The sequence below is a fragment of the Kocuria sp. KRD140 genome, from assembly GCF_017168375.1.
Lineage (GTDB): Bacteria > Actinomycetota > Actinomycetes > Actinomycetales > Micrococcaceae > Kocuria > Kocuria marina.
Genome location: NZ_JABFAW010000001.1, coordinates 1 through 24,709, shown reverse-complemented (window position 1 = coordinate 24,709; position 24,709 = coordinate 1). Strand labels below are relative to the sequence as shown.

Sequence of the window (24,709 nt, the reverse complement as noted above, 5' to 3'; positions counted from 1 at the left end):
CGGCAGGGTCAGATGGGTATAAGAGACAGGAACCCCGCCGCGCGACCGGCGGGTCCAGTGCGGCCCGGCTGGTGGGCGGACTTGCGAGCGGGCTGAAGCCCCTGGTCGCCGCGCTCGCCGCGCTCACCGTGATCCTGGTACTCGTGAGCATCATCTTGCTGGGTGTGGAACCATTGGCCACGACGCTCGTGTTGATCGTGGCCGTGGCCACCGGATTCATGGCCTTCTACCTGCACAGAACGCTGTAAGGGGTTCTTTCACCCGTATGATTTCTCGCCGCGAACGGTTCCTCCAGATCATCGAAGTGCTCACCAAGCACGGTTTCGGTTTCGCTCTCGGTGGGTTGAAACCGCAGTGGCGGGCCCCCCTGGCGCGCGTGAAACTCATCGATCCGCAGACCATCCACTCCCAGCCCGAACACCTGCGCATGGCCCTGGAGGAACTGGGACCCACGTTCATCAAGCTAGGCCAGCTCGTCTCGACCCGCCCGGACGTGCTGCCCTCCGGCTACGCGGACGAACTGCTCAAGCTCCAGGACGACACCCCACCGATCCCCGTGGAGCAGATCCGGGCCATGATCGAGGCCGAACCGGATTCCCAGGCGGAGGAGATCCTCACGCACATGGACCCCGAGCCCGTGGCCACCGGCTCGATCGGTCAGGCCCACGCCGCCGTGTTCCGGGGACACGAAGTCATCGTCAAGGTCCGCCGCCCCGGCGTGACCGACGAGGTCAATCGCGACCTGGAGATTCTGCAGGACATGTCCTCGTGGGTGGCCCGCTACTGGACCGCCGCCCAGGACTACGACCTCGAGGGGCTCGTGGAGGAGTTCAGCGCCTCCCTGCGGGACGAACTGGACTTCATCCAGGAGGCCCGCAACTCCCAGCGCATGGCCGAGAACTTCATCGGCCACCCGCAGATCCACATCCCCGAGATCTATTGGGAGGCCACGACCTCCCGTGTGCTGACCATGGAGCGGATGTTCGGGGTCAAGATCAACGACTACGACGCTCTCGAGGCCGAGGGCGTCAACCGTCACCTGCTGGCCAAGGAGGCCACGGACGCGATCTGCAAAATGGTGTTCGAGGACGGGTTCTTCCACGCGGATCCTCACCCCGGCAACTTGTTCGTGGAGCCGGACGGGCGGATCGCGGTCATCGACTTCGGGATGGTCGGCAACCTCAGTGAGGAGTTCCGGGACCACCTGATCACTCTGCTGCTCGGCGTCGTGCAGAACAACCCGCGCCGTGCCGCGACCGGACTGCTGGGCTTGACCGACAGCGGCCAGCACGACATCTCCAAGAGGGACCTGGAACGCGACGTCTCTGTGATGATGCGCCGCTACGCCAACAAACCGCTCGAAGAGGTGCGGGTGGGCGAGCTCATGGCGGATCTGATCTCCGTGCTGCGCCACCACAAGCTGCAGCTCCCGCGCGAGTCCGCCTTGCTGCTGCGCATGCTCGTCACCGCCGAGTCCATGGGTACCGGCCTGGACCCCGGCTTCGACCTGGTCTCGGCCGTGCAGCCCTACGCGGAGCGGTTCATCATCAACCGGCTCTCCCCGGACATGCTGTTCAACCGGTTGCGCTCCACGATCGAAGAAGCCGTGCAAATGGGCGTGGACGTGCCCGAGTACGTGCGCCGCTTCCTGGTGGTGCTCGAACGCGGCGGCTTCGACGTCCACCTGCGCACGGACGAGCTGGATCCCCTGGTCAAGAGCGGCGCCAAGATCGGCCACCAGGTCGTGGCCGGCGGCGTGATCGCCGCGACCATCAATGGCACCGCGCACATCATCGCCTCGGACCCCGAGCGGTGGAAGAAGTACCACACGCCGTTGATCGTGGGTGGGATGTCCACGGTAGCGGCACTCAGCGGCTATCTCGCCGTGTCCTCCAACACGGAACGCGTCCGCCACGTGGTGCGGGTGCTGCGCGGGAACAAGTCCAAGCGCACCGTGCGTTGAGCACGGACGTGGTCCACGAGGCTCCACCGGGCGGTCAGTCCTGCTCCCGCCCGTTATATGCCCTCGACGAGGATGAGTCAGCCGTTTGCTCCGACAGGGCCTGGGCTCGCGCCGCATCCAGGCACGCTTGACTGAACGGAAGCGACCCTCCGTTCGCGAAGTCCCGTAAGTGCTCGTTGGCAGGGACTTGGACGTGGCTCACGTAGTACAGGCCAGGAACGCGCTTGGCTACTGTCGCATAAGCGACCCCAGGTTGTTTGAGGTTCGCGACCACCGCGCGGATTCCGTCCACGGACCCCGGGGCCACCAACAGCTCCAGCAAGCGTGCATCGATCGTCTTGACCGCCTGGCCGTCCTGGATGAACTCGTAATAGGGCCCGTGGTACCCGTCTATGTACCGCAGGTGGGCCGTCGGATGACCAGCCATGAAACACGCAACATCCCCGAGGTCGATCAAGACATCCGTGAGGTGCTCCAGCAGACCCAAGACCATTAAGTGCTTCGTCATGGTAGCCGGCCTGCGCAGACTGACGCGCTTTGGGGCCTCGGCCCGAACCTCAATCTCGAACGCTGATGGGCCCAGCTGGCCGATAGAGAAGTCCTGGTTCCACCCAGAGATGATCCCCCTGGCGTCCCCGAGCAACTGCTGGGTCAGCAATTGCAAACCCGTGAAGCTCTCGCGCAACGGTGACTGCGGCAAGGCCAGCTGTCGCCCGTCGCCATCCCGGTAGGTGACGGCGACGATCACACGGGCCTTGGGGGGGACGGTGCCCAGATAGTTGCGTGCCACGGTGCCTTTCATCGAGCTCGCAGAGACATTTTTCCGTAACGCAGGTCACCGAGGTCCGGGTGTTCGGGGGAACATTTCCCGGCAATAACGCCGTTTTCCTAGGGGGTATTCGCCGACGTCACACCTGCATTCATATGCACACAGTGTAGGACACCCTGGGGAGCACCATCGCCCCTACTCCCCGGTACTTTTGTAGCCACTATGGTTGACACAATCATCCGAGCCTGTCCGCGTGAATCCTGGTATTCCCTTAGACTGTGGCCGTACAGGGCGTGTGGGGCCGGGCTGGGTGATCCGCGGCTCACGTAACGCGTCATTGGCCGAGGTAAGGATGAATTGCGTGTTCACGATCATGCCGATTTACGGCACCCGTCCGGAAGCCATCAAGATGGCTCCCATCGTCACCGCCCTGCAGAACAGCGATCAGTTCGAGTGCGTGGTCACTGTGACCGGCCAGCACCGCGAGATGCTGGACCAAGTCAACGAGATCTTCGGGATCACGCCGGACCACGATCTGAACATCATCCAGCCCCGCCAAACCCTGAACGGTGTGCTGACCCGCACGGTCGAGGGTCTGGACCGGATCTTCGAGGACACTCCCCCGGACGCCGTGGTGGTCCAGGGTGACACCACCACCTCCACCGCTGCGGCGATCGCCGCGTTCTACCGCGGGATCCCCGTGATCCACGCCGAGGCCGGGCTGCGTTCCTTCAACCTGTTCTCCCCGTTCCCGGAGGAGGCCAACCGCAAGATCACCTCGCAGATCACGTCCCTGCACCTGGCCCCCACGACCACGTCCAAGGAGAATCTCCTGCGCGAGGCCATCACGGAGGAGGACATCGTGGTCACGGGCAACACCGTGATCGACGCTCTGCTGCACACCGTGGAGCAGCAGCTGCCCTTCACGGACCCCCAGCTCGAGAAGATCGCGTCCTCCGGCAAGCGTGTGCTGTTGGTGACCACGCACCGCCGTGAGAACCAGGGCGAGGCGATGCGCGGCGTCGGACGCGCCCTGGCCCGGATCGCGGACGCGGAACCCGAGCTGGCCATCGTGCTGCCCGCCCACCGCAACCCGGTGGTGCGCGAGGCGGTGCTGCCGGCCATCGAGGGCAAGCCCAATGTGGTCGTGACCGAGCCGCTCGCCTACGGCGAGTTCACCCGCATGCTGTCCGTGGCGCACGTGGTGCTGACCGACTCCGGCGGGGTGCAGGAGGAAGCGCCGTCGCTCGGCAAGCCCGTGCTCGTGATGCGCGAGAACACCGAACGTCCCGAGGCCGTGACGGCCGGGACCGTGAAGCTCATCGGTACGGACGAGGAGCGGATCGTGACCGAGGTGGACCGCCTGCTCAACGACGCGGACGCCTACCAGGCCATGGCCAACGCCGTGAACCCGTATGGTGATGGCAAGGCCGCCGAGCGCTCACTGGCCGCGATCGAGCAGATGTTCGATGTGGGCCGGCGCGTGGCGGACTTCGATTCCCAGGCGTAAGCCCGGCCCCCTCGCCTCGAACGGAAGGATCACGGTCTTTTCATGCGCATGACAGTCATCGGCACCGGATACCTCGGTGCTACGCACGCGGTGGCCATGGCCGAGCTCGGTCACGAGGTGCTCGGCGTGGACGTGGACCAGGCCAAGATCGATCTGCTCTCCGCCGGGCAGGTGCCCTTCCACGAGCCGGGGCTGTCCGAGCTGCTGCGCAAGCACGTGGCCACGGGCGCGGTGCGCTTCACCACGTCCTACGAGGAGGCCGGCGCCTTCGGGGACGTGCACTTCATCGGGGTGGGAACGCCCCAGAAGCGCAACGGCCACGCCGCGGACATGACCTACGTGGACTCGGCCGTGGAGCAGATCTCCCGCGCCGCCACGCACGACTGCGTGATCGCTGGCAAGTCCACGGTTCCCGTGGGCTCGGCGGCCCGGTTACAGGAACTGGCCCTGACCTCGGCGCCCTCGGGCACGCGCGTGAGCCTCGTGTGGAACCCCGAGTTCCTGCGCGAAGGTCACGCGGTGGAGGACACCCTGCGTCCCGACCGTATGGTCCTGGGTCTCGAGTACGACGACGCCGGTCGCCCCACCTCCGCGGCGCAGGCCGCCGAGGCCGTGCTGCGTGAGGTGTACGCGCACCAGCTCGAGGCGGGGATCCCGTTCATCGTGACCGACTACGCGACCGCGGAGCTCGTGAAGGTCGCGGCCAACAGCTTCCTGGCCACCAAGATCAGCTTCATCAACGCGCTGTCCGAGATCACCGAGACCGTGGGCGGGGACATCCGTACGCTCGCGGACGCGATCGGACTGGACGAGCGCATTGGTCGCAAGTTCCTCAACGCCGGCGTGGGATTCGGTGGCGGGTGCCTCCCCAAGGACATCCGCGCGCTGCGCGCCCGCGCCTCCGAGCTGGGTCTGGACCAATCCCTGCGGTTCCTGGCCGAGGTGGACGACATCAACCTGCGACGGCGCGAATACACCGTACAGCTGGCCGTCCAGGAATGCGGCGGTTCCCTCCATGGCGCCAAGATCGCCGTGCTCGGTGCCGCGTTCAAGCCCGAGTCCGACGACGTCCGGGACTCCCCCGCCCTGGACATCGCCGCCCGGCTGCACTCGCTGGGCGCGGACGTGCGCCTCTACGACCCCCAAGCCAACGCCAACGCCGCCCAGCGCTACCCCCGCCTGGACTACGTGGACTCGCTCGACGCCGCCGTCACCGGTGCACAGGTGACTCTGCTGCTCACCGAGTGGCGGGAGTTCCGGGACATGGATCCCCATCGGGTCTCGGAGCTGGTGTCCACGCCCACGATCATCGACGGGCGGAACGTGTTGGACCCCGCGGCGTGGCAGGATGCGGGGTGGCGGTATCGGGCGTTGGGGCGGCGGCACTGACCACTGCACAGTAGGCGGCACTCGCAGCGTCAGAACCGCACTCGCAGCTCGATGTCTAGGTTGCGCCCCAGCCACCGTCGTGAATGATTCGTGTCATAGCTGGGCACCGATTGAACAGCCAAATCTCCAGCCGGGCATCGCCGGTTGCAACGATTGAAGTTGCGTAGCCGCAGCCACACAAACGGGCGGTCTCGATTCTCAAGCAAAGCCAGTGACGGGCCAGCACTGCGACGGCTCTGCGGCAGTCGAAAGACGCTATCGAACTATACTTTTCCTGCCCGTGAACAAAAAATTCGAACTGCTATCGAGTTGCAGAGTCTCCACTGATGTCACTAGGACCTACGGCGGGACGGAATGTTTTAATGTCTAGCAGTTTTCATCCGGGTTGCTCCAACCCCTCGTGGATTGTCGACACTGAAATATCCCAACACGGAAATATGGTAAAACGTACGAGTTGACGCAATGTCTGCGACCATGGAAAGAAAAATGGCCCAGGTAGCGATTCTGGTGGTTCCCCGCGGGTTACTTCTGGAAGAAATGGGACTCGTCCGTGGGTGCCAGCCTCGGATAACTGGCCGGTGATTCCGGACTAGAAGCCGAAAACAGCTCCTGGTCTCAGGCGTCGATGATGTCGTCCCATCCGGCTGCCGAGTGGTCTGTCAGGTCCGGTTCTCCCCCAAGAGGTTCGGGGAACAAAGAGACGCTCGCCTCGACCGAAGCAGACGATACCCGTCTACTTCGTAATCCAAACTGACTTGCCCGGCACGCGATGCGCGGTGACGTTCTTGGAGAACCTCTGCACGTACTCGGAGCCCACGGCGTGCTCGTCCTCTGTCGGCCAGCCCCAGGCTGTGTCGCGCCCGGCCGCGACCCATGCCTTGCCGATGCCCCAATATTCTTCGATCGAGAACGTGCCGTACTGGGTTGTCGTGACCACCCGAGTCGTACGGCCCGCGTTGTTAAAGACCTGGTACGCCCCGCCGGAGAATCGCACAGCGTCGGTGCTCGGGAGTCCATAGCCCCGATCCTCCTTGCCGAGGCCAACGAATTTCTTGCCTATAACGCTAGAGGTCTCAACCGCATGCGTACCGGTGCTGGACGAGGAGTAGATCGAGGTGGCCTTGCCATTGCGGAAGAACCTCTGCATGATCCCAGAATTCGTGGCCACCGCTCGCTGTGGGCCCTCGGGGTAACCCAGAATGGGGGCGCCACCCATGGCGGCATACTTGGCACCGATGGCACCCGAGGTATTTACGGCATCCAGACGCAACTTGACCACGTCGTTACCCGTTGTCACCCACAGTGCCCCGGTTGAGTCGAAAGACATGTGCTTGTGCGCTTTGGCCAATACACGTCCGCGCTGCCCGGTTGCAATGTCCAGGACCGTTACCGTGCCCCAGGCAAGATGTGCCAATCTGGTGGTACCCGGAATGCGGACGAGTTCCACGTTCTGCCACGCGGGCCGTTCCGACCGTCCCTCATCGAGGACAAAGGTGCGCATGACGCGGCCATCCGAGGCCCGCAGTTCGACAACGGTGTCAAGGGTGCCGACGTAGAGGAAGCTGCCCATCAGTACCGGGCCGTAATTCTCGGATGTCCCGGGCAGAGCCCGGCGCCATCGAACCGCCCCGGTGCGGGCCTCCGCTGCGAAGACCACGGAGGCGCCCTCGTAATCGTCCGCACCGTACCCGGCCCGTGCAGACGTGCAGCCATAAACGATGTCGCCGGCGGCGGCGAGGCCCACGATCGACAGCTCCGGCACGATCTTGTTGTAGACCGTCACCTTTCCGGTGGAGCGCTCGATGGTCCCCAATGCCCCGCCCCGATACCCGGGCTCCGGCACGGTTCCGAACACCACGTGTGATGTGGTGACCGCCCATCCGAAGGGTCGCGATTGACGGTGCGACGGTCCCAGCCTTGCAAGAGTGCGGTAGGAAGCGGAGTCGGTGACACCGCGGTTTGTCCGGTGTTCCACGATCACGCTGGAGATGTAAGAACCGACGTAGAGCTTCTCGCCGTCGACGACCATCCCCTCGATCTGTTCGATGCCGGAAGCAGGCGCCGAGTGCGCAAACGCCCCCGTGGCCAGATTCGTGGAACACAGTCCGTCACCGCGGTAGCCGCCCGAAAAGAGCGTGTTTGTGCGCGGATCAATGACCATCGATTGCGTCACGAGCGGGACGGGAACCACTCGGTAGCCCACGCTCCCAGCGGGCGCCCCGGCCGTGGTGATCTTCGTCGCCCTCAGCACGGACGGCGCCTCGGTGAACAAGTACAGGTGTGAGCCGGCTATTCCGAGGTGTACGAGAGATTTCTCCGAGACGGTGGCCACGTTCTCGGCCTTCATGGCCGCGTCGCCCGGGCGCATCCGCCGCAGGACGCCCCAGGCATTCACGTAGACGTACCCGGCCGCGTCCGTTTCGGACACGGATCGTCCCACGAAGGAGGTCGGGGACGGCGTCCAGGTACGAGTCACCGTGTCATAGACCGAGAGGATCTCTTTCCCGGTGCTGCCGTTGTGCCAGACGAAGACCTTGCGTCCCCTGGCTGCCGTGCGTGACACGGTGGAGTTCTTCCCGACACCGGGAATGCCGACTCGCCTAGGTGATGGGGGGGCATCGACGTCGATGCGGAACAGGTCTGGATCTGCGGTCCCCGTACCCGCCCAGACCGTCTTGCGGTCGGGAGAAATGGACAGGCCACGTGCGTAGTGGTTGCCAGTTCCCAGCTGCGGTGTGCGAGTGATTTCCCTCCCGGTCGCCCGCTCCAGGCATATGACGACGCCGGTCGGGTATGTTCCGGCCCACAGTCGCCCCTTGTAGTCGAGCTGGAAATCGTACAGATCAGTGATTCCGCCCTGTACGCTCGCCAGCTGTCGAATTGTCTTGTCGGGTACGGATAGGTGCATCACCAGTTTGCCGACGGAGAAATAGAGGTTCCCCTGGCCGTCGTGGACGAAGTTGCCACCGACTTTCGCTGGTGTTGATGCCTTGTAGTGGAGCACGCCCGTGTCCGCGTTGAAGATCTGGACCGTGTCCAACCCGTCTCCCGCATTGAACGTGACTGCGTACCGGTTTTGTCCCACCGCGATCACGCCGATGCCATTGGATGACGTGAGCGTGAAGCTGCGGAAGATGTTGCGATGGCGTGCGACAACCGTTCCGGACAGCCCGAGCTTTCCCGTCGGTGCCTCCGTTCCCTGCACGACAGCGGCTGCAGCTGCGGCCACGGGCCGCATGAGCGGCGCTAGTGCTGCCCCCGATCCGATGACCGCCACCGCCGAGAAAAGGCCGCGCCGAGAGACCCCGGCGGGCGAGGACGTTTTCTGGTGCTGGTGCATGTGATTCTCCCGGTCCATGTCGGGTCCCGTGCCCCACGAATCACCCGATTCGTCCGCACCCAAAGATTGAGGGGGGTGGGCGCGCGGGAGGGAACACCGCTCCATAACAATCGGAAATTCTACGGGGATAATGCAAAGGAATCGAGAAGGAGATCCGCGACATGACGGCCCAAGTCTCCATTTCCGGCGCGTTTCAGCATCATGTATTTATGACGCGCTCTCGAACAACAGGCCGGCACCTGCGCAGAGTACGAAACCGCACCGATCACCCCGCGTACCTAGGAGGCGTTCGTGCTCCACGGTCGTAGCCCGTCTACTCGAGGTGTCCCCTAAACTGGGACAGAGTCGCCCAGTGCGGCGTGCCGAACTACTCCTCTCCCCCAAGGTGGTTGCCGTGCCCTCGTCGATGCTGATCTTTCGAAATGGACCTGCGGACCTGCGCGGGATGGGCTGGTCCGCGAGGTTCATCGTCGGGGACAAGGTCACAGCGACGCGCCAAATGACCGGCTGCCTCACCCTATGACGCGTTCGGTGAACGACTTGAATACGACCACCGTCACTCTAGAGGCGCTCGAAAACAACGACCTTGAATTCCTCGCACCCGACACCCCGCATCGCATCGATGTCATTGCTGAGCACTCGGTACTACCGTTCCTCGTCGTCCCTCGGACAGGAGCCGACAAGGTGGTCGTACTCAACAACGGAGCAGTGGATCACAACATCGCGCAGGGTCGCCCCGTGTTTCAGCGATCCAGTTGGTGGCACGAGATTGATCACCACCAAATCTTCTTCTGCGACCCCGGCACGTTGGGCGCGGACCAACTGTCTCTCTCCTGGGGGCAACTCAGCAAGGAGCACTGGGTGGTTTATGACGCTGCACGGGCCGTGAAGGCGCTGTCCGCCCAACTCGGTGTGCAAGAACCGTATCGACGGGTGTATTACGGCTCCTCGGCTGGTGGCTTCATGGCGCTGGCGCTGATGGCCGGGGACGCGGGGGCCGCCGCGGTCATCAACAATGCTCAGTTCGATTGGACGCGCTGGATGGCCACGGGTCTCAACCCGCTGCGCGAAGCTCGGTTCGACAACATGCTCCCCAGCCGCCTCCGGAAAGTGCATCCGGTGCGCACCAACGTGCTGAACATGCTCGCCAAGCGCCGCAAGCCTGTCCGAATCATCTACTACGTGAACCTTGCATCCAAACACGACCGCGAGGTGGACCACCCGATGTTCGCGGCATTCGTGCGTTCCCACCCACGGCTGACTCGGGGCGTCGAAATCCATTCATACGAAGACCCGGTAGCAGGGCACAATCCGATGTCTAAAGAACAGACTCTGGAGATTTTGAATTGCCCTCGGAACTTCAGTGACCCCCTCCCCCAATCCACTACCGTTGAACATGTTGTCAACGCGCGCCATCGAGGCGGAGGTGGGTCGCCACGTGGATCCGTTACGAGCGAAGAAGGACATCCCCACATGCGCATCTCCGTTGATTCCCTCGCTGCATTGAACGGATCCGCTTTCCCTGCGGAGTCACCCACCAGGATCGATATCCAGACCGATCACGCCACAATCCCATTACTCGTGGTCCGGCGGGATGGAGCGACCGGACTGTGCACTTTGTCGAACGCCGCGGTAGGACTCGAGAAATCGGGGGGGCGTGCTATTTTCCAACGGTCCTCTTGGTGGAAGGACATATTCCACCACCAAATATATGTGTGTGATCCAGCCACCGTCGACCCAGGGGCCGTAAGTCTCGCCTGGGGGCAAATATCTCCCGACTACTGGATGGTCCCGGACGCGGCCGTGGCAATTCAACAAATTTCTTCAATCTTGGGGGTGCATGCATCATCAGACCGGGTGTACTACGGATCCTCCGGCGGAGGTTTTCTGTCGGTAGCCTTGTGCGCTCATGACCCCGGGTCGCGAGCCGTGATCAACAATGCGCAGTTCGACTGGACGAGCTGGATCCCTCGAACGGTTACGACCCTCACGGAACAACGCCTGGGAGGCATGGATGCCGAGGCGTTCAAGCACAGCCATCCGGAACGCGCCAACGTGCTGGACCTCATGCTGCGCACCCCACCGGCCTCACACGTGGATTATTGGGTGAATCTCGGGTCCGACCACGATGCCGAGGTGGATCTGGGCCAGGTCCAGGATTTTCTCTACCAACATCCCGATTTCGCACCGCATTGGACCATCCACAAGTACCATGACGCAGCGGCCGGTCACGATGCCATCGACAAAGCCACGACCGTGAGAATCATTAACGATTCGATCGACTGCGATGACGCTCGCTCACCGTGGATGCCGGGCACCCAGCGACTGGAAATGCCCAGCACAATAGTGGCTTTTCAAGGCCGGGAGTGGAAGATGTATGGCACCACCGAGGATGATCACATTTTCCGGATGCTCCACAGCACGGGCCAGTTCTACGAGGAACAGCTACTTTCGTTCATCTCCACTCTGGTCGAACCCGGTGACCTGGTCCTGGACGTCGGAGCCAATATCGGAAACCATACTGTTTTCTTCGCGGGGCCCATGGGATGCACGGTGGAATCGTATGAGGCACTGCCCGTCTTGCTTCCCTCTCTCACGGCGAATGTGATGGACAACTTCTTGGATGAGAAGGTGGAGATCATCCCGTCCGCGGTGGGCGCTTCAAGCGGCCGGCTGGGTATCAGATCGCGGGATCCACAGAATGTCGGCAGCACGAGCCTCGAGACCCGGGACGGCGGCCCCATCACCATGACGACTCTGGATGTGAAGTCCCGAACCGTACCGGTACGCCTGATCAAGATCGACGTCGAGGGGATGGAGCTCGATGTTCTGGCCGGTGCGCGGGCCACCATCGGACGCGACCGACCGGTTCTCGTCATCGAGGCCCGGGACGAGGAGATGGATCGCCAACTCCGGCACTGGCTCGCCGATCACGACTACGTGGTTCTCGGGGTGTTCAACGCGACAGCTACTCTCGTAGCGATGCCGGCCTCTGGGAACGAAGCCACGCAAGCCTTGGACACGCTGGCCAATGCGTTGTCCGCACTCGTCAATCGATTCAACGAGTTCGACGCCAAGCTGGACAAGTTCGGCCGCTACCTGTCCCAGCACACCCGATGAACGCGATCCCCCGAGAAAGCTCACCGCACATGAACAAGTCAGCCACCGGGCCCGACCGCACCCGGACACTCCACGTGCACCATGACGTCGACGGCCTCGGAGAAGCCCTCAGCCGTGACTACGCCGGGGAACATCACGTGCCGATCGGTGATGGTCGCCACCTCAAACTCCGAGTGAGCGGGGCCGTCGGTCACCATGAGGGCGCCGTGCCCGTGTTCTTCGCGGCCGGTCGGGAATCCTCCTCCGGGGCGACGCGATTCTGGGGCTCAGCCATCGGCCGCCGAGTCGCCCATGGATTCGTGGAGATCGCAGACCCATCCCTGGAATTTGCGGACTCCCTCAAGATGGGCTGGTACGCCGGCATGGAGGGCACGCGGGCCGCGGATGTCATCCTCACCGTGTTGGACACCATGGCGCGGGTTTGGGGCCGCGAACTCGTTCTCATCGGCGGGGCCGACGGCGCGTTCGCCGCGCTTTCGTATGCGTCGCGGATGCGGACCGCAGGTTCCGCTTTCGTCTGGAATCCCCCCACTGATCTGGGGTCCTATAATCGCCAGCTCGTGGACGCCTACCTTCGCCTCGCCCACCCGACGACGTTCGAGGAGGAGGTGCCCCCGGCTCAGTGGCAAGACCGGCGTCGCGTCCAATTCCGCCGAGCGGGCATCATGGAGAACCTGAATGATCCCCGCCTGCACAGACCTGGTCGTATCGACCGACTGTTGTACCTGCAGAACCAATCGGACTGGCGAACGGTGGCCCACTGTGCGCCCTATGTGGCCGCGCACGGGATTCTGCACCTCGGGACGGGCAGTTACATGATCGATCCCCAGCACTGCGTGCAGGTGTGCGACTGGGGAGCCGGCCATGCGCCCCTGGAACCGGATGCCTTGGCGGAATCACTGAGATCATTCCTCGCGAACGAGGAAACACCGCTGGAGATCGGACGTCGTCTGGCTTTGAACACGTGTCGATCGAGGGAAAACCTCGCAAAGGCGCCCCGGGATCTTCGCAATCTTCGGGATTCGATTGCACCCTCGGTGCATGCCGAGTACGCCAACCTGTCGGGCATCGTAGAAGTGTCAATGGGCGGGGACGTCAAGGCGGGATACGGCGGTCTGAGGTTCGGGGTGCAGCAACTTGCAGCCGGGAAGTCCGAACAGCTCGCGTGGTATTCCGACGCCACATCCATTCCCGTGGAGCCCCGCAGGGTACGTCACGACGGTGAGTTGAAATTGATTGTGCGTGACGGTATGAACAATACGCTTGCCGTGCTCCCCGTTGAGCGAAAGGACCCCAGCCTGTCTGAGCTCAAGGCATTCATCTACGGAAGTTGCGTCACGCGTGACGCTTTCAACCTGAGTGGTATGCCCGAGGTGGCCGATTATGTGGCCAGGTCGCCCTTGCTGTCTGCGATGGGCGAGAAGCCGGACATGGGCGATGTCGACGGGAGCCCGCAGCAGCTGTCGAGTGCATTCCAACGTCGTATGGTCGAGCGGGATCTGAACAAAAGTTTGCCCACATTGCTCGAAGAGACACCCCACCACCTGATGATCGTCGATCTCATCGACGAACGGCTGGCGGTACACGTGGATGACACCGGCGCCTACACCAGATCGAATGAGGCCAAGGAGGCGGGGTTGCATAAGGACTCGGGGACGGAGTTCACCCCCTTGTCCCACGGGTTCATGCCTCTCTGGGACGACGCGGTTGCGAAGTTCGCCGAACTGGTGCAACCGGAACGAGTGATCCTGAACAAGATCTATTGGGCGGAGACGGACAATCACGGTGAAAGACTCGAACCCCAATACCCCGTGCGCGCTCACAACGAGGCCCTCCGAGCGATGTACGCCGCGTTCGAAGCACGGATCCCCTGCCATGTGATCTCATATCCGGTCGAGATTCTGGTGGCTGATCGGGAGCATCGTTGGAACCTGACCCCGTTCCACTACGTATCCGGCGTCTACCAGCATTTCCGTGGCGAACTCGTACGGTTGGTGTCCGATCTGTAGCCCCAACCCTGGCGTCGGTGATCCGGGACACCGGAGCCGGGTGTCTCATCTACCGTCCGCCCATGTCGTAGTGGGTGACCGACCTACAACACGCGACCGGCCATGGAGCGCAGGGCCCTCACGAGGCGGCTCGCGGGTGCGCCCTCCTCGGTACCCGCGTAGAGTTCGCTACCGGGTGCCACGACCAATACCGCATCCGTCACCACATCGTGGAACAGGGCACCTCCGTCGGCGGCCTCTCCCACCCAGTACACCGTCACGTCGGCGTCGATCGCGGCTGAAACCGTCCGGATCAGCTCCGCCCCGAGCTCCGGGGCCGCGTCGGTGAGCGCGCCGCTCCATGGGCCTACCTCCAAAGCCGTTGCGTCCAGAATCAGGGCTCCGGGCCGAAGTCGGCGCACCGCCTCTTCCACCAGGCCCGGAACAGCAGGGAACACCACGAATCCCGCGTCATCAAGCAGTTGGCGGCCATGCGAGGTCGATGCGGCGATGACTGCGCGGCGCCCGCTGTACTGTTTCCATTCGTCGAGACTCAGAATGTCCCCCAGAGTCGTGGAACCCATGCCGGGAGGCTCAGGCGTCGCGGCGCGACCCACCAGCGGTCGAGTGCGATCAGTCATTGTTCTTCTCCTCCTGGGTCGTTTCCTCGGGTACTGGCAACAGCCAGACCAGGGTGCGCCCCGTGGACCCTCCGCGCCGAACGAATACCGGCCCACTCGTGGCGCCCGACCACGACATCAAGCCGTGCTCCGTGGATTCACCCACCCGCGCGCCCAGACGATGAACGTCTCGTGGAGCGAACCGCGCGGCGTGCATGATGTCCTCCGCCCACGTCTCCCCCGCGGGCCCGCGCCATGTGCAGATCCAAGGCGCTGTGGGTTCTGAGACCACCGGGATGCCGGCTGAAGCAAGAGTGACCAGCGCATCCTCATGGGCGGCCGCCACGGTCACATTCCGGGGTCGAAGGGTCTGGGCCAACAGTTCAGCGGCCACATCGGGCGTCAGATTCTCCACCACGGCACTCCACGCCGTGTCATCCGGTATCGCGACGGGGACTCCAACGCCCCGGAACATGATGGCGAGCGCGTGCTCCGCGAGATAGGAACGCCGTACTTCCCGCAGCTGCTCCCAGGAGAGCTGACGCCAATGTGCGCGGTCCTTCATGCACGGGGCCAGTATCTCCTCGAGCCGTGAGGGGTCGTTCTCCGTGGGGACCGCGGGGAGGCAGCGGCTCAATCCGAGGCCCGTTCCGCTGACCACGACTGCTCCGGATGCCGCGATTTCCACCACGCGTCGTGAGAACATGGTGGGTGAATCGTCCACCGAGTTCACGTTGATGTGGACCGGGTGGGCTTTGTAAGCCTCGAGAACTTGGTCGTAGCTCAGTCCGCCCTCGATGAAATCGCCATAGCGCGAGGGGAAGTGGTACGGCGAGTTGGGCACGTTGACCTGGCGGTCGTAAATGGTCAACCCCTGCGTGGCGGCTGCGGCGAGCAACGCGTCCAACTCGGCGGAGCGGTGCGCGTAGCGGGCTCCGTAGTACGTACCGGCATAACTGACCGTATGCTTTTCAGCCCACGAACCAGGCAGCGGATTGTGCAGCACGGGCTCGGCGTAGAACGGCATGGAAGCCACAGTGGCCGGTCGATGCCCATCCGGTAGTTGGAGATAGGCGGGAATTCGATCCGCGTCAGTGGTGTAGATGGCATCACACAAGGCCGCGGTGGGCGCGAACGACCGGAAATGGACCGGGTCCTCCTTGTTCCAGAAGATCACCGGGACTCCGAGCGCCCGTGCCGTGGCGATGGCGCGTTCGATGTCGTCCCGTTCGTTCGGGTAATAGGCGACGCCGTGGAACCATTCTCGGTTTTGACCGGTCCACGCGGATTCCACGAACAGCACATCGAGGTTCCGGGACGCCACGTGCAAGTAGGCATCACGGCGGGGGATGCTCACCACGTGACACCGGCCAGCGACGGTCCGCTGCGTGAACTCGTCGGCGATCACACCCACAGTGAGGTCCCCTAGGGTCACAGACGGTGTGGCGGCCGTGCGATGGGCGTGCGCCGATACTGCAGCTGTGACGACATCCGTGGTCACCTCGGCCGCAGTGTCGACCGCGGCGTCGAACTCGTCCGACCCCGGCATCCATGCGGTATCGGGTTCGCCGCCGGCTGGGGCCAGGATCGCGGGGACGCCGAGCCTGCGAGCTGCGAGCACCGTCCCCCATGCCGTGGTGGGGTGTGCTGACGTGACGAGCGCGGCCGGCCGGTGCACGCGGGCCGCACGGGTCACGGCATCGGCGATCCACTGCACCTGCTGCACCGGATGGAGTTCTGGGTCCGCGACAAGGGATTCGATGTCCGAGGCCGGAGCCGCTGAACCCAGGGTGGTGATCCGTAGGGCGGCTGCCTCGTTGACCTCCGGGGCGGCAACGACGTCCCCGCCGACCCCTGCAGTCTCATGGGAAATGACGAGCGCGGTATCCCGGACGGGCAGGTAAGCCGCGCCTGGACTCCGCAGCGGACGCACGAAACTGCCCGAGCGGAACAAGTGTTCCTCCCGATGTTCGGACAAGAGTTCACGGGTCCGCGCGCTGAGTTCTTCTTCCCGACCGGGGTACCGGTTCAGTAGCGCCTCCGCGGCGACCAGGTCGCGCTCGCGGATGAACAATAGCAACAGCATCCGGTCCAGCATTGCGACGTCACCGGTCTCGTCGAATTTCTGCTGCATCCGCGTGAGATCGAATTCGTCAGCAACAGCTGGGCGTTGCGTTGAGCCGGCGAACAGGACATCGGCCCAGAGTGGGGCTATGCGGCTGAGGTCCCAACGCTGGACAGCCTGTCGGGCGCGTGCCGATGCCTGGTCGAAACCTGACTCGATGGCGTTGGCACGCAGAATGCCATCCGCCGCACTGGCCGTGTCCGCATGTACGAATTCTTCGGGAAAGATCTCGCGGGCGCCCTCGCGATCCCACACCACGGGGACAGCGCCGCTGGCCTGCCCCTCCACCGGGGCGAGGTGGAAGGTCTCGCGAGAACTCGGGGAGAGCATCCACCCGATCCTGCGGAACCACCGCCCCATGTCGGGATCGAACGCGTCGAAGGAGACATGGGCCAGCAACTCGGGGTTATCGATGAGCCGCTCGTAGAACGCCCGATAGGCGTCTTGGACCACCGGTTGGCGCCACATCCAGGCGTAGTCCCAAGGGTTGCGGCCCCGCAGATGCAGCACGTAGCGGTCGTCGTGTTCCAGGAGGGTTTCGAGCAGATCGAGGGCCCGGTCAGGTCTTTTCAGGATGGGGACGTAGCCCGCCAAACCGAGGTGGAACCGTGCATCATCGATCTTGGTGCCGAGATACTCAGCCACCTCGATCATGTTGGGAATGACAGTGGTCCGCTCAGCAGGCCACCCGAGCTCCTGGATCACGCGTTGCCGGTAGAACTCGGAGACGAATACGAATTTGTCCACGTTGGCCACGTTGATGTCGTGAACGATGTCCTGGAAGAGTTCATAGCCGTGGAAGTGGACGATCAATGTCTGTCCGGGACGCTTGTGCCAGGAGTACCACACGGCGTTGTTCGACGAGAATTCGCACAAGATGACGTCCGCTTCTGACAGGGCGGTGTCAGATGCCTGCACATCCTGGTGCCGTTGGGTCTGCCACCGGTCGAACGAGAGGGTGAGCCCGTGCACTCGTTGCAAGGCGTTAACCAGCTCACCCAAGAACTTGAAGTCATGGCCGGCGATCAACAAGTTGACGTCCCGCCCCAAGGTCGCCATGGGACGGGCCCTTTCCGCGAGATCCTGGACGGCAGGAATTCCCCATTCGGGAACGTAAAGCGAGACACGAGTATCACTGATGCCGAGTCGCAATTCCATGGAATCTCGAGTTGCAGCGTCTGCAGACAGGAGGTGCCCTTGGCGTGACCGCAGAACTTTCGCGAGTGGAATCAGGTCCTCCGCCCCGGTGGCGGCCGATTCGTCGCCCGTCGGCCCGGGCACAACGAAAATCACGCGAGGTGACAAATTCTTGTGCCCCAACAGCGACCAGGCCACATGCACGTCATCCGTCAGGATCTGGACTGCGCCGGTGTCGTAGGCAGCGTTAACCAGATGAGACGCGATACTCCGCGGCATTGGTCTGCCCTGTTCATCACGCTGGGCCGATGGGATCAGCAGTGCATGGTGGTTCATGGCTGCAGACCCTTCAGGCAGCCGATCAAAAAATTGGTGGACGTCGTGTCCTAACCCCGGGAGCTCCTCCAATTCGTGACGCAGGTACACGATCGAAGGTGCCCGATTGTCCCGATCGAGGAACGGAGCAAGCAGCAACTTCAAATCCGCCGTGTCCACCGAGGGTACGTAGTGGAAGCGTACGGCGCGCTGGCTCGCGAAGCCCGCCATGAACCGCATCTTGTCCACGTCATCCGTTACGACGCCCGCGCATACAGCTAACCCCTCCGTTACGGAGCGACGGGCGGCGCGGTCCAGCTCAACGTACCGCTGGTAACCCGCGGGGTCCACACGTACCCAGGAATCAGGTGACAGCGCGTCCGGAAACGTGATTGCTTCGTTCAGGTCCACCAAAGGATGGAGTTCTTCTTCGGTCCCGTTATCCATCGTTCTCCATCATTAAGATTCACAGCAGTTTGCGAGCGCGGTCTCATATCACCCTGACGGAGGGAGATGAAACGGCGGTAGGTGTGTCGGTGACCTGGGTGCGCAGGAAACAGCGGACGCGGTATAAGCCTGGTGGGACATCGTCGAACTGGATGTCGTACGCGTATTTCGTATAAGCGGTTTTGCGAATCGCCTCTTTGCCCCGATACAGGTAGTAAGCCGCGCTCACGGGGAGATCCGTGCCCGTCACCGAGGCCGAGACACACGCGCCCCGGGCCATGGCATCGACAACGGGCGCTGCGGGTGCAGTCTGCGCCCCAGGGTTACGCTCACCGGCCCACGGGCCCAATCGCTCCCTAATGAACTGGCGGAACGGAGGACCAATCTCGGCGTGGGTCAGTGGGCTGACCCCGTTTGGTAGGTCCGGTGGTTGTGTGAGTCGTCCTGTTGCCCGGGGGTCCGGGCAGTGAGACTGGTCAGATCATGACGAACAGCAGGAAGCGTCACACCTCGGAGCAGGTCGTCCGCGGACGACCTGCTCCGAGGTGTGACGCTTCCTGCTGTTCGTCATGATCTGACCAGTCTCACTGCCCGGACCCCCGGGCAACAGGACGACTCACACAACCACCGGACCTACCAAACGGGGTCAGCCCACGTGTCAATCAACGCAGAGAAAACGCCCCATCATCACGGCAAACTACGGGCCGCGCTCGTGGATGCCGGGATCGCCATGTTGGAGTCCGGCGAGCGCTTCTCCCTCCGCGCGGTCGCACGCCAAGTGGGGGTGTCCCAGACGGCGCCCTACCGCCACTTCCCCGACAAGGCCCACTTGGAGGCGGCAATGGCCAGCACGGGGTTCGCCACACTTCAGCACCACCTGGAAGACACCCTTCGTGCAACCGACCCCGGCAGGCAGGTGCTCACGGATCTGGCTGCGACCTACGTGCGCTTCGCGGCCGAGCACCCGGCCCTGTACGAGCTCATGTTCAGGGTCTCGGTCGGCGAGGACGATGTGCGGCTTCCCGCTTCCGCCGAGGTCTTCGCCCTCCTGGAGCGCATCGTCGCCGAGCAGTACCCGGGGGCGGACCGCTACGGCCTCGCGTCCGCCGGGTGGTCCATGGCGCACGGCTTGGCAACCCTCTACCTGAGCGGACAGATCCCGGAGAAGAACCCCGAGGAACTGGAGGCGCGGATGGCCGGAGCCCTCTCGGCTGTCCTGACCCTCCCGCCAGGGGCGCATTAGTGACACAGGCCATCGTTGACAGTGTCAACATGGCATGTTTACAGTGTTCACTTGGCCGGTGATCCGCCGAGCCCGAGCGACCGCATCCCATGCATGAATGCCGTGGCGCGCTCGAGATGATCCCGCCGCACGAACAGGACGTGACCTGACGGGGGTCCCCACCACCCATCTCGCGAAGTGAAAGGACCGACCGTGCAGACCATCCTCGGAGCAGGCGGGCCCATTGCGGACGAACTCGTCCGCGAGCTGCACCGCCACTACACCCACGACATCCGATTGGTGAGCCGCCACCCCTCCGCCGTGAACGAGACGGACGAGCTCGTTTCCGCGGACCTCACCGACGCGGAGGCGACCCTGCGCGCGGTGGCCGGCAGCGACGTCGTCTACCTGACCGTGGGGCTGCCCATGGATTCCCAGCTGTGGGAGGAGAAATTCCCCGCGATGATGCACAACACCATTGCGGCTGTGAAGGAGCACGGCGCCAAACTCGTGTTCTTCGACAACACCTACATGTATGCGGGCACCCCCACCCCGCAGACCGAGGACACCGAGTTCGAGCCCAATGGCCGCAAGGGGACCGTGCGCGCGCAACTCGCGACCATGCTGCTGGACGAGATGGCCGCCGGAACCGTGGACGCTCTCATCGGCCGGGCACCCGAGTTCTACGGCCCGGGAAAGACGAAGAGCTGGACCAATGCGCTCGTCTTCGACCGGATCCGGGCGGGCAAGCGTCCGTTCGTGCCGGTCAGCGCCACCACTCGTCGGTCCCTGATCTGGACCCCGGATGCGAGTCGCGCACTCGCACTGTTGGGCAACTCGCCAGACGCGTTCGGCACCACGTGGCACTTGCCGATCGACCGGAACCGGTTGACGTACCGGGAGATGATCGACGTGGCGTCGAAGGTCACGGGGCGCAGGATCGGTTACACCGTGCTGCCACGTGCTGTCTTCGCAGCTGGTGCGCGGTTCGTGCCCGCCCTGCGCGAAGCCCACGAACTGCTGCCGCGCTACCGCGGCGACAACCTTTTCGACGCCTCGAAATTCGCGAGACGCTTCCCCGACTTCCAGGTCACCCCGTACCGTCAGGGCATCGAGAACATCCTCGCCCTGTCCTGATCCACTCCCTCTTCGGGGCGACGCCGCTCAGCCCGTTCCCGGCCTGCGGCGCCGTCATCCGGGCCCACCGACATGAACTGGACACTCGTCAGAAAGAGGAACGACATGACCACGATCGACCCGATCACCCCCGTGCTCGAACCCGAAGCCAAGGAACTGTGTGAGGCCACGGATCCGCACCCCCGCATCTACGAAGTACCGCCGGAGGAAGGCCGAAAGATTCTCCTCGATCTACAGAGCGGTGAGGGTGTGGAGCGCCCGGACGTGGATGAGGAATGGGTGGAGGTGGACACCGGTGAGTGGGGAACCGTGCGCACCCGCATCATCCGGCCAAAAGGTGTCACCACTGCCCTACCCGTGGTGTTCTACATCCACGGTGCGGGCTGGGTCTTCGGCGACGAGAACACCCATGACAGGCTCTTCCGTGAGCTCGTGGTCGGTGCGAATGCGGTGGGTGTGTTCCCCGTGTACGACCGCGCTCCGGAGAAGAAGTACCCCACGCAGGTGGAGCAGAACTACGCCGTGGGCCAGTGGGTGGCCGAGCACGGGGCGGAGCACGGCATGGACACGAGCCGTATCGCGGTGACGGGTGAGTCCGTGGGCGGGTGCATGAGCGCGGTGTTCACCCAGATGAACAAGGACCGCGGCGGTCTGGACATCGCCGGGCAGGTGCTGCTCTATCCCGTGACGGACGCGGACTTCACCACCGGCTCCTACGAGCAGTTCGCGGAAGGCTACTACCTCACTCGCGACGGCATGAAGTGGTTCTGGGACGCCTACACCGAAAACGAGGATGAGCGCCGTGAGAAGTACGCATCGCCCCTGCAGACCCCGGAGGACGAATTGAGGGGCCTACCCACCACCCTGGTGATCACTGATGAGGCGGATGTGTTGCGGGACGAGGGCGAGAAGTACGCGAACAAACTTCGCTCCGCGGGCGTGGATGTCACGAGTGTCCGCGTGGCGGGGATGGTCCACGACTTCCTGCTCCTGGACAGCCTCCGGGACACTCACGCGGCGAACGTGGCCCGGGGTCTGGCCATCGATGCGCTGCGGAAAGCGCTGGGGACCCAGGGCTGATTCCCGGGGAGCCTGATGACGAGGCCCGGGTTCCGGTGCGACAGCTGGCCGGCGTTCCTGACTGCTCGAGCTCGAACGCGATACGGGATGCCGACCAATTGTGCTCCCGCCGCATCGACTCGATCTGCTATACGAGGCGGTCGGGCGAAAGATCCCCATCTGCCCGGCCACGTAAGAGATTGGAGGCGTACGGCAGCGCTCGATCAAGCGGCGTCGCCCTTCGAGCGAGAGGTGCGCACTGGGATGCGCAGGAGAGGCCGTCACTGTTTTCAGCAGTCTCAGATCAGCTCCATCACCGGGCCCTCATGTACGGCCTCATAGATCTTGTTGCGGATGATGTTGGCCTCCTCCGAGGTCAGGGTGCGGTCGATGGGGCGCAGCCTGATTCGCAGCAGGAGATTGACCTGACCGTCCACAGTGCCGAGCCTGGAGCGCGCAGCCTGAGGCAAGGCCTCGTGGGGTGTACGGCTGAGAACTTCGAGAGACTCGATGACATCTGCGCTGTCGCCGAGGGCAACGCGAATGCGGTCTCCAATCGTCTCCGGGTCCTCCTCCGCGTCCATGACGACTGAGATGTCGCGCCGTGCCGCAGGCAGAGGTGAGACGTGCTGCCACGGATCCAGGGTCAGCATCTGTGTGGCGATCCGAGGGTCTTCCGCCCGCAGATAGCGAATGTCAGGGATGCCCTTGCGCAGCATGAGCGCCCGTTCAAGGCCCATACCGAGAGCCAGGCCGGACCATCGCTCGGGGTCGAGGCCCGATCCGCGCAGCACCTCGGGATGGATGCGGCCGCACTCGGCGAGTTCAAGCCAGTCGCCGTTGTGCAGTACGTCGATCTGCCGGCCACCTATCGTGTATGGGTGCGCCACGTCCGTTGTTCTCCACTGCGCATCCGGGAGGACGGCCTCGACCAAGTGGCCGATCATGGTGAGCATGTCCTCGTCACCGGTGTCCGGAGTGCTACGGATGCGCCACAGGTCCACCTGGTGCGGTTCCCCCACATGGTTGCGATCGACGGCGTCGCGCCGGTAAACGAGGCCGGGTGCCACGAGCAACTCATCCACCTCGGACATTCCCGCATAGTCCTCAAGGGCACGCGGGAGTTCGGCGCTCATGTGACTGCGGAGCATCACGGCGGGGCTGATGTAACGGGTGTACCGGCGAGCCCGAGTGACATCACCTGGGTCGTAACCGAGCCGGTCATAGTTGTCCCGAACTGGCACGGCCGGCGAGTTGCGCACATATCGGAGGGTACTGTCCTGGGCCGCCCCCTTCATTCGGTCCGGTCGCTGTGCGAGTCGTCGGTTTCCGATTGATGGGTGCATTGCCGAGCGTAGTCGACGGGTGCGAGGTAGCCGAGCGATGAATGCCGGCGGTCGTGGTTGTACGAGGTAGCCGAGCGATGAATGCCGGCGGTCGTGGTTGTATTCGGTCTTCCAGTCGCCGATCACGACCTGGGCGTGGAGCAGCGAGTAGAAGCTGTTGATGTTCAGGCACTCGTCGCGGAGCCTGCTGTTGAACGACTCGACGTACCCGTTGTGCCAGGGCGAGCCGGGCGGGATGTAGAACAGGCCGGTGCGGGTGCCGGCCCAGTCGGCCATCGCGTCGCTGATGAACTCGGGGCCGTTGTCGGATCGGAGCACCGCGGGGGCGCCGCGGACGGCGACGAGGTCCTCGAGGTGGGCGGTGAGCCGGTCCGCGGTGATCGACCGTTCGACGAGCCCGCCGATGCACTCGCGGGTGTGCTCGTCGACGATGGAGCAGATCTTGATCGGACGGCCCTGCTCGTCCGCGTCGAACTGGAAGTCCACCGCCCACACGAGGTTCGGTGCGACCGCTGCCGGGGCGTCGACGGTCGAAGACCCAACGCGTTTGCGGCGACGCCGCTGCGGGACGCGCAGCCCTTCCTCGCGCCAGAGCCGTTGGATCTTCTTGTGGTTCACGACCCACCCCTCGCCGCGGGCATCGTGGTAGGCCCTGCGGTATCCCCACCGCGGGTGCTTCTTCGCATACGCCCGCAGCCAGTCCCGCAACGCCAGGTCCGGGTCGGCTGTCGTCTCACCCTGGAGCGGGCGACGGTATGCGGACCTGCTCAGCCCGGCCAGACGGCACGCCATTCGTTCGCTCACCCGCAGCTTGCGCTTGAGGTGGTCGACGGCGGCGCGGCGCCTGCCCGGGCCTAGAAGTTTCCCTCAGCCAGCTCCTTGAGCGCGGCCTTCTCGAGCTCTGCCTCGGCGAGCAGCCGCTTGAGCGTGGCGTTCTGCTTCTCGAGCTCCTTCAGCCGCTTCGCGTCGTCGGCCTTCAGCCCGCCGTACTGGTTCCGCCACCGGTAGTACGTCTGCTCGGACACTCCGAGCTCTCGACACACCCCGGCGATGTCGCTACCGCCCGCGAGCATCCTGTCGGCCTGCCCGAGCTTACGGACGACCTGCTCCGAGGTGTGACGCTTCCTGCTGTTCGTCATGATCTGACCAGTCTCACTGCCCGGACCCCCGGGCAACAGGACGACTCACACAACCACCGGACCTACCAAACGGGGTCAGCCCA

At 63.9% G+C, this 24,709-nt stretch carries 13 protein-coding genes and 2 pseudogenes; 9 read left to right on the top strand and 6 right to left on the bottom strand.

Annotation, left to right across the window (positions count from 1 at the left end; translation table 11 throughout):
* Nucleotides 1-248 (top strand): annotated as a pseudogene (locus J1M36_RS12575) (hypothetical protein); the annotation flags it as partial.
* 17 nt (nucleotides 249-265) lie between these two features.
* Nucleotides 266-1,963 (top strand): AarF/ABC1/UbiB kinase family protein, encoded by a 1,698-nt coding sequence (locus J1M36_RS00070; protein WP_206478242.1) that lies wholly within the window; start codon nucleotides 266-268, stop codon nucleotides 1,961-1,963.
* A gap of 34 nt (nucleotides 1,964-1,997) precedes the next feature.
* Here J1M36_RS00070 and J1M36_RS00065 read toward each other — a convergent pair whose 3' ends face one another.
* Nucleotides 1,998-2,753 (bottom strand): hypothetical protein, encoded by a 756-nt coding sequence (locus J1M36_RS00065; RefSeq protein WP_206478241.1) that lies wholly within the window; start codon nucleotides 2,751-2,753, stop codon nucleotides 1,998-2,000.
* Nucleotides 2,754-3,093: 340 nt separating this feature from the next.
* Here J1M36_RS00065 and wecB point away from each other — a divergent pair, with 340 nt between their 5' ends.
* Together wecB and J1M36_RS00055 are read left to right on the top strand one after the other, a co-directional pair.
* On the top strand, nucleotides 3,094-4,242 hold the full coding sequence (wecB, locus tag J1M36_RS00060) for a non-hydrolyzing UDP-N-acetylglucosamine 2-epimerase (protein ID WP_098053423.1): 1,149 nt from the start codon (nucleotides 3,094-3,096) through the stop codon (nucleotides 4,240-4,242).
* A gap of 42 nt (nucleotides 4,243-4,284) precedes the next feature.
* The gene (locus J1M36_RS00055) at nucleotides 4,285-5,631 is read left to right on the top strand and encodes a UDP-glucose/GDP-mannose dehydrogenase family protein (protein WP_206478240.1); all 1,347 of its coding nucleotides are present in this window, start codon (nucleotides 4,285-4,287) and stop codon (nucleotides 5,629-5,631) included.
* Nucleotides 5,632-6,364: 733 nt separating this feature from the next.
* Here J1M36_RS00055 and J1M36_RS00050 read toward each other — a convergent pair.
* Entirely contained in the window at nucleotides 6,365-8,971 is a 2,607-nt protein-coding gene (locus J1M36_RS00050) for a hypothetical protein (RefSeq protein ID WP_206478239.1), read from the bottom strand.
* Between the two features lie 531 nt (nucleotides 8,972-9,502).
* Between J1M36_RS00050 and J1M36_RS00045 the strand changes: the two genes are divergently transcribed.
* Both J1M36_RS00045 and J1M36_RS00040 read left to right on the top strand, forming a co-directional pair.
* Nucleotides 9,503-12,091 carry an FkbM family methyltransferase gene (locus tag J1M36_RS00045; RefSeq protein ID WP_206478238.1) on the top strand — a complete coding sequence of 863 codons (2,589 nt, stop codon included), beginning with the start codon at nucleotides 9,503-9,505 and terminating at the stop codon, nucleotides 12,089-12,091.
* Nucleotides 12,092-12,120: 29 nt separating this feature from the next.
* A complete protein-coding gene (locus J1M36_RS00040; RefSeq protein WP_206478237.1) occupies nucleotides 12,121-14,100 on the top strand; it encodes a DUF6270 domain-containing protein in 1,980 nt (659 codons plus the stop codon).
* Between the two features lie 83 nt (nucleotides 14,101-14,183).
* On the opposite strand, the gene J1M36_RS00035 is transcribed toward J1M36_RS00040, so the two are convergent.
* Both J1M36_RS00035 and J1M36_RS00030 read right to left on the bottom strand, forming a co-directional pair.
* Nucleotides 14,184-14,720 (bottom strand): hypothetical protein, encoded by a 537-nt coding sequence (locus J1M36_RS00035; protein ID WP_206478236.1) that lies wholly within the window; start codon nucleotides 14,718-14,720, stop codon nucleotides 14,184-14,186.
* Nucleotides 14,713-18,723 carry a glycosyltransferase gene (locus tag J1M36_RS00030; RefSeq protein ID WP_206478235.1) on the bottom strand — a complete coding sequence of 1,337 codons (4,011 nt, stop codon included), beginning with the start codon at nucleotides 18,721-18,723 and terminating at the stop codon, nucleotides 14,713-14,715. The genes J1M36_RS00035 and J1M36_RS00030 overlap by 8 nt, the downstream gene beginning before the upstream one ends.
* A 655-nt stretch (nucleotides 18,724-19,378) precedes the next feature.
* Here J1M36_RS00030 and J1M36_RS12945 point away from each other — a divergent pair.
* The 3 genes from J1M36_RS12945 (at nucleotide 19,379) to J1M36_RS00015 (ending at nucleotide 22,162) form a co-directional block, all read left to right on the top strand.
* Nucleotides 19,379-19,966: a TetR/AcrR family transcriptional regulator gene (locus J1M36_RS12945; RefSeq protein ID WP_206478234.1), complete on the top strand. Its 588-nt coding sequence runs from the start codon at nucleotides 19,379-19,381 to the stop codon at nucleotides 19,964-19,966.
* Nucleotides 19,967-20,158: 192 nt separating this feature from the next.
* Complete coding sequence (locus J1M36_RS00020; RefSeq protein WP_206478233.1) at nucleotides 20,159-21,082, top strand: NAD-dependent epimerase/dehydratase family protein; 924 nt, start codon at nucleotides 20,159-20,161, stop codon at nucleotides 21,080-21,082.
* 105 nt (nucleotides 21,083-21,187) lie between these two features.
* Nucleotides 21,188-22,162, top strand: coding sequence for an alpha/beta hydrolase (locus tag J1M36_RS00015; RefSeq protein ID WP_206478232.1), 975 nt, complete (start codon nucleotides 21,188-21,190; stop codon nucleotides 22,160-22,162).
* Between the two features lie 278 nt (nucleotides 22,163-22,440).
* Here J1M36_RS00015 and J1M36_RS00010 read toward each other — a convergent pair whose 3' ends face one another.
* Nucleotides 22,441-23,439 carry a hypothetical protein gene (locus J1M36_RS00010; protein ID WP_274605991.1) on the bottom strand — a complete coding sequence of 333 codons (999 nt, stop codon included), beginning with the start codon at nucleotides 23,437-23,439 and terminating at the stop codon, nucleotides 22,441-22,443.
* Nucleotides 23,436-24,626, bottom strand: a pseudogene (locus J1M36_RS00005) (IS3 family transposase). The gene J1M36_RS00010 and the pseudogene J1M36_RS00005 overlap by 4 nt, the downstream one beginning before the upstream one ends.
* Between the last annotated feature and the right edge of the window lie 83 nt (nucleotides 24,627-24,709).

Bases quoted from the DNA above. Each gene is read 5' to 3' on its own strand.
- J1M36_RS00070 (WP_206478242.1), top strand. From the start codon at position 266: ATGATTTCTCGCCGCGAACGGTTCCTCCAGATCATCGAAGTGCTCACC.
- J1M36_RS00055 (WP_206478240.1), top strand. From the start codon at position 4,285: ATGCGCATGACAGTCATCGGCACCGGATACCTCGGTGCTACGCACGCG.
- J1M36_RS00050 (WP_206478239.1), bottom strand. From the start codon at position 8,971: ATGCACCAGCACCAGAAAACGTCCTCGCCCGCCGGGGTCTCTCGGCGC.
- J1M36_RS00040 (WP_206478237.1), top strand. From the start codon at position 12,121: ATGAACAAGTCAGCCACCGGGCCCGACCGCACCCGGACACTCCACGTG.
- J1M36_RS00035 (WP_206478236.1), bottom strand. From the start codon at position 14,720: ATGACTGATCGCACTCGACCGCTGGTGGGTCGCGCCGCGACGCCTGAG.
- J1M36_RS00030 (WP_206478235.1), bottom strand. From the start codon at position 18,723: ATGGATAACGGGACCGAAGAAGAACTCCATCCTTTGGTGGACCTGAAC.
- J1M36_RS00015 (WP_206478232.1), top strand. From the start codon at position 21,188: ATGACCACGATCGACCCGATCACCCCCGTGCTCGAACCCGAAGCCAAG.
- J1M36_RS00010 (WP_274605991.1), bottom strand. From the start codon at position 23,439: ATGAAGGGGGCGGCCCAGGACAGTACCCTCCGATATGTGCGCAACTCG.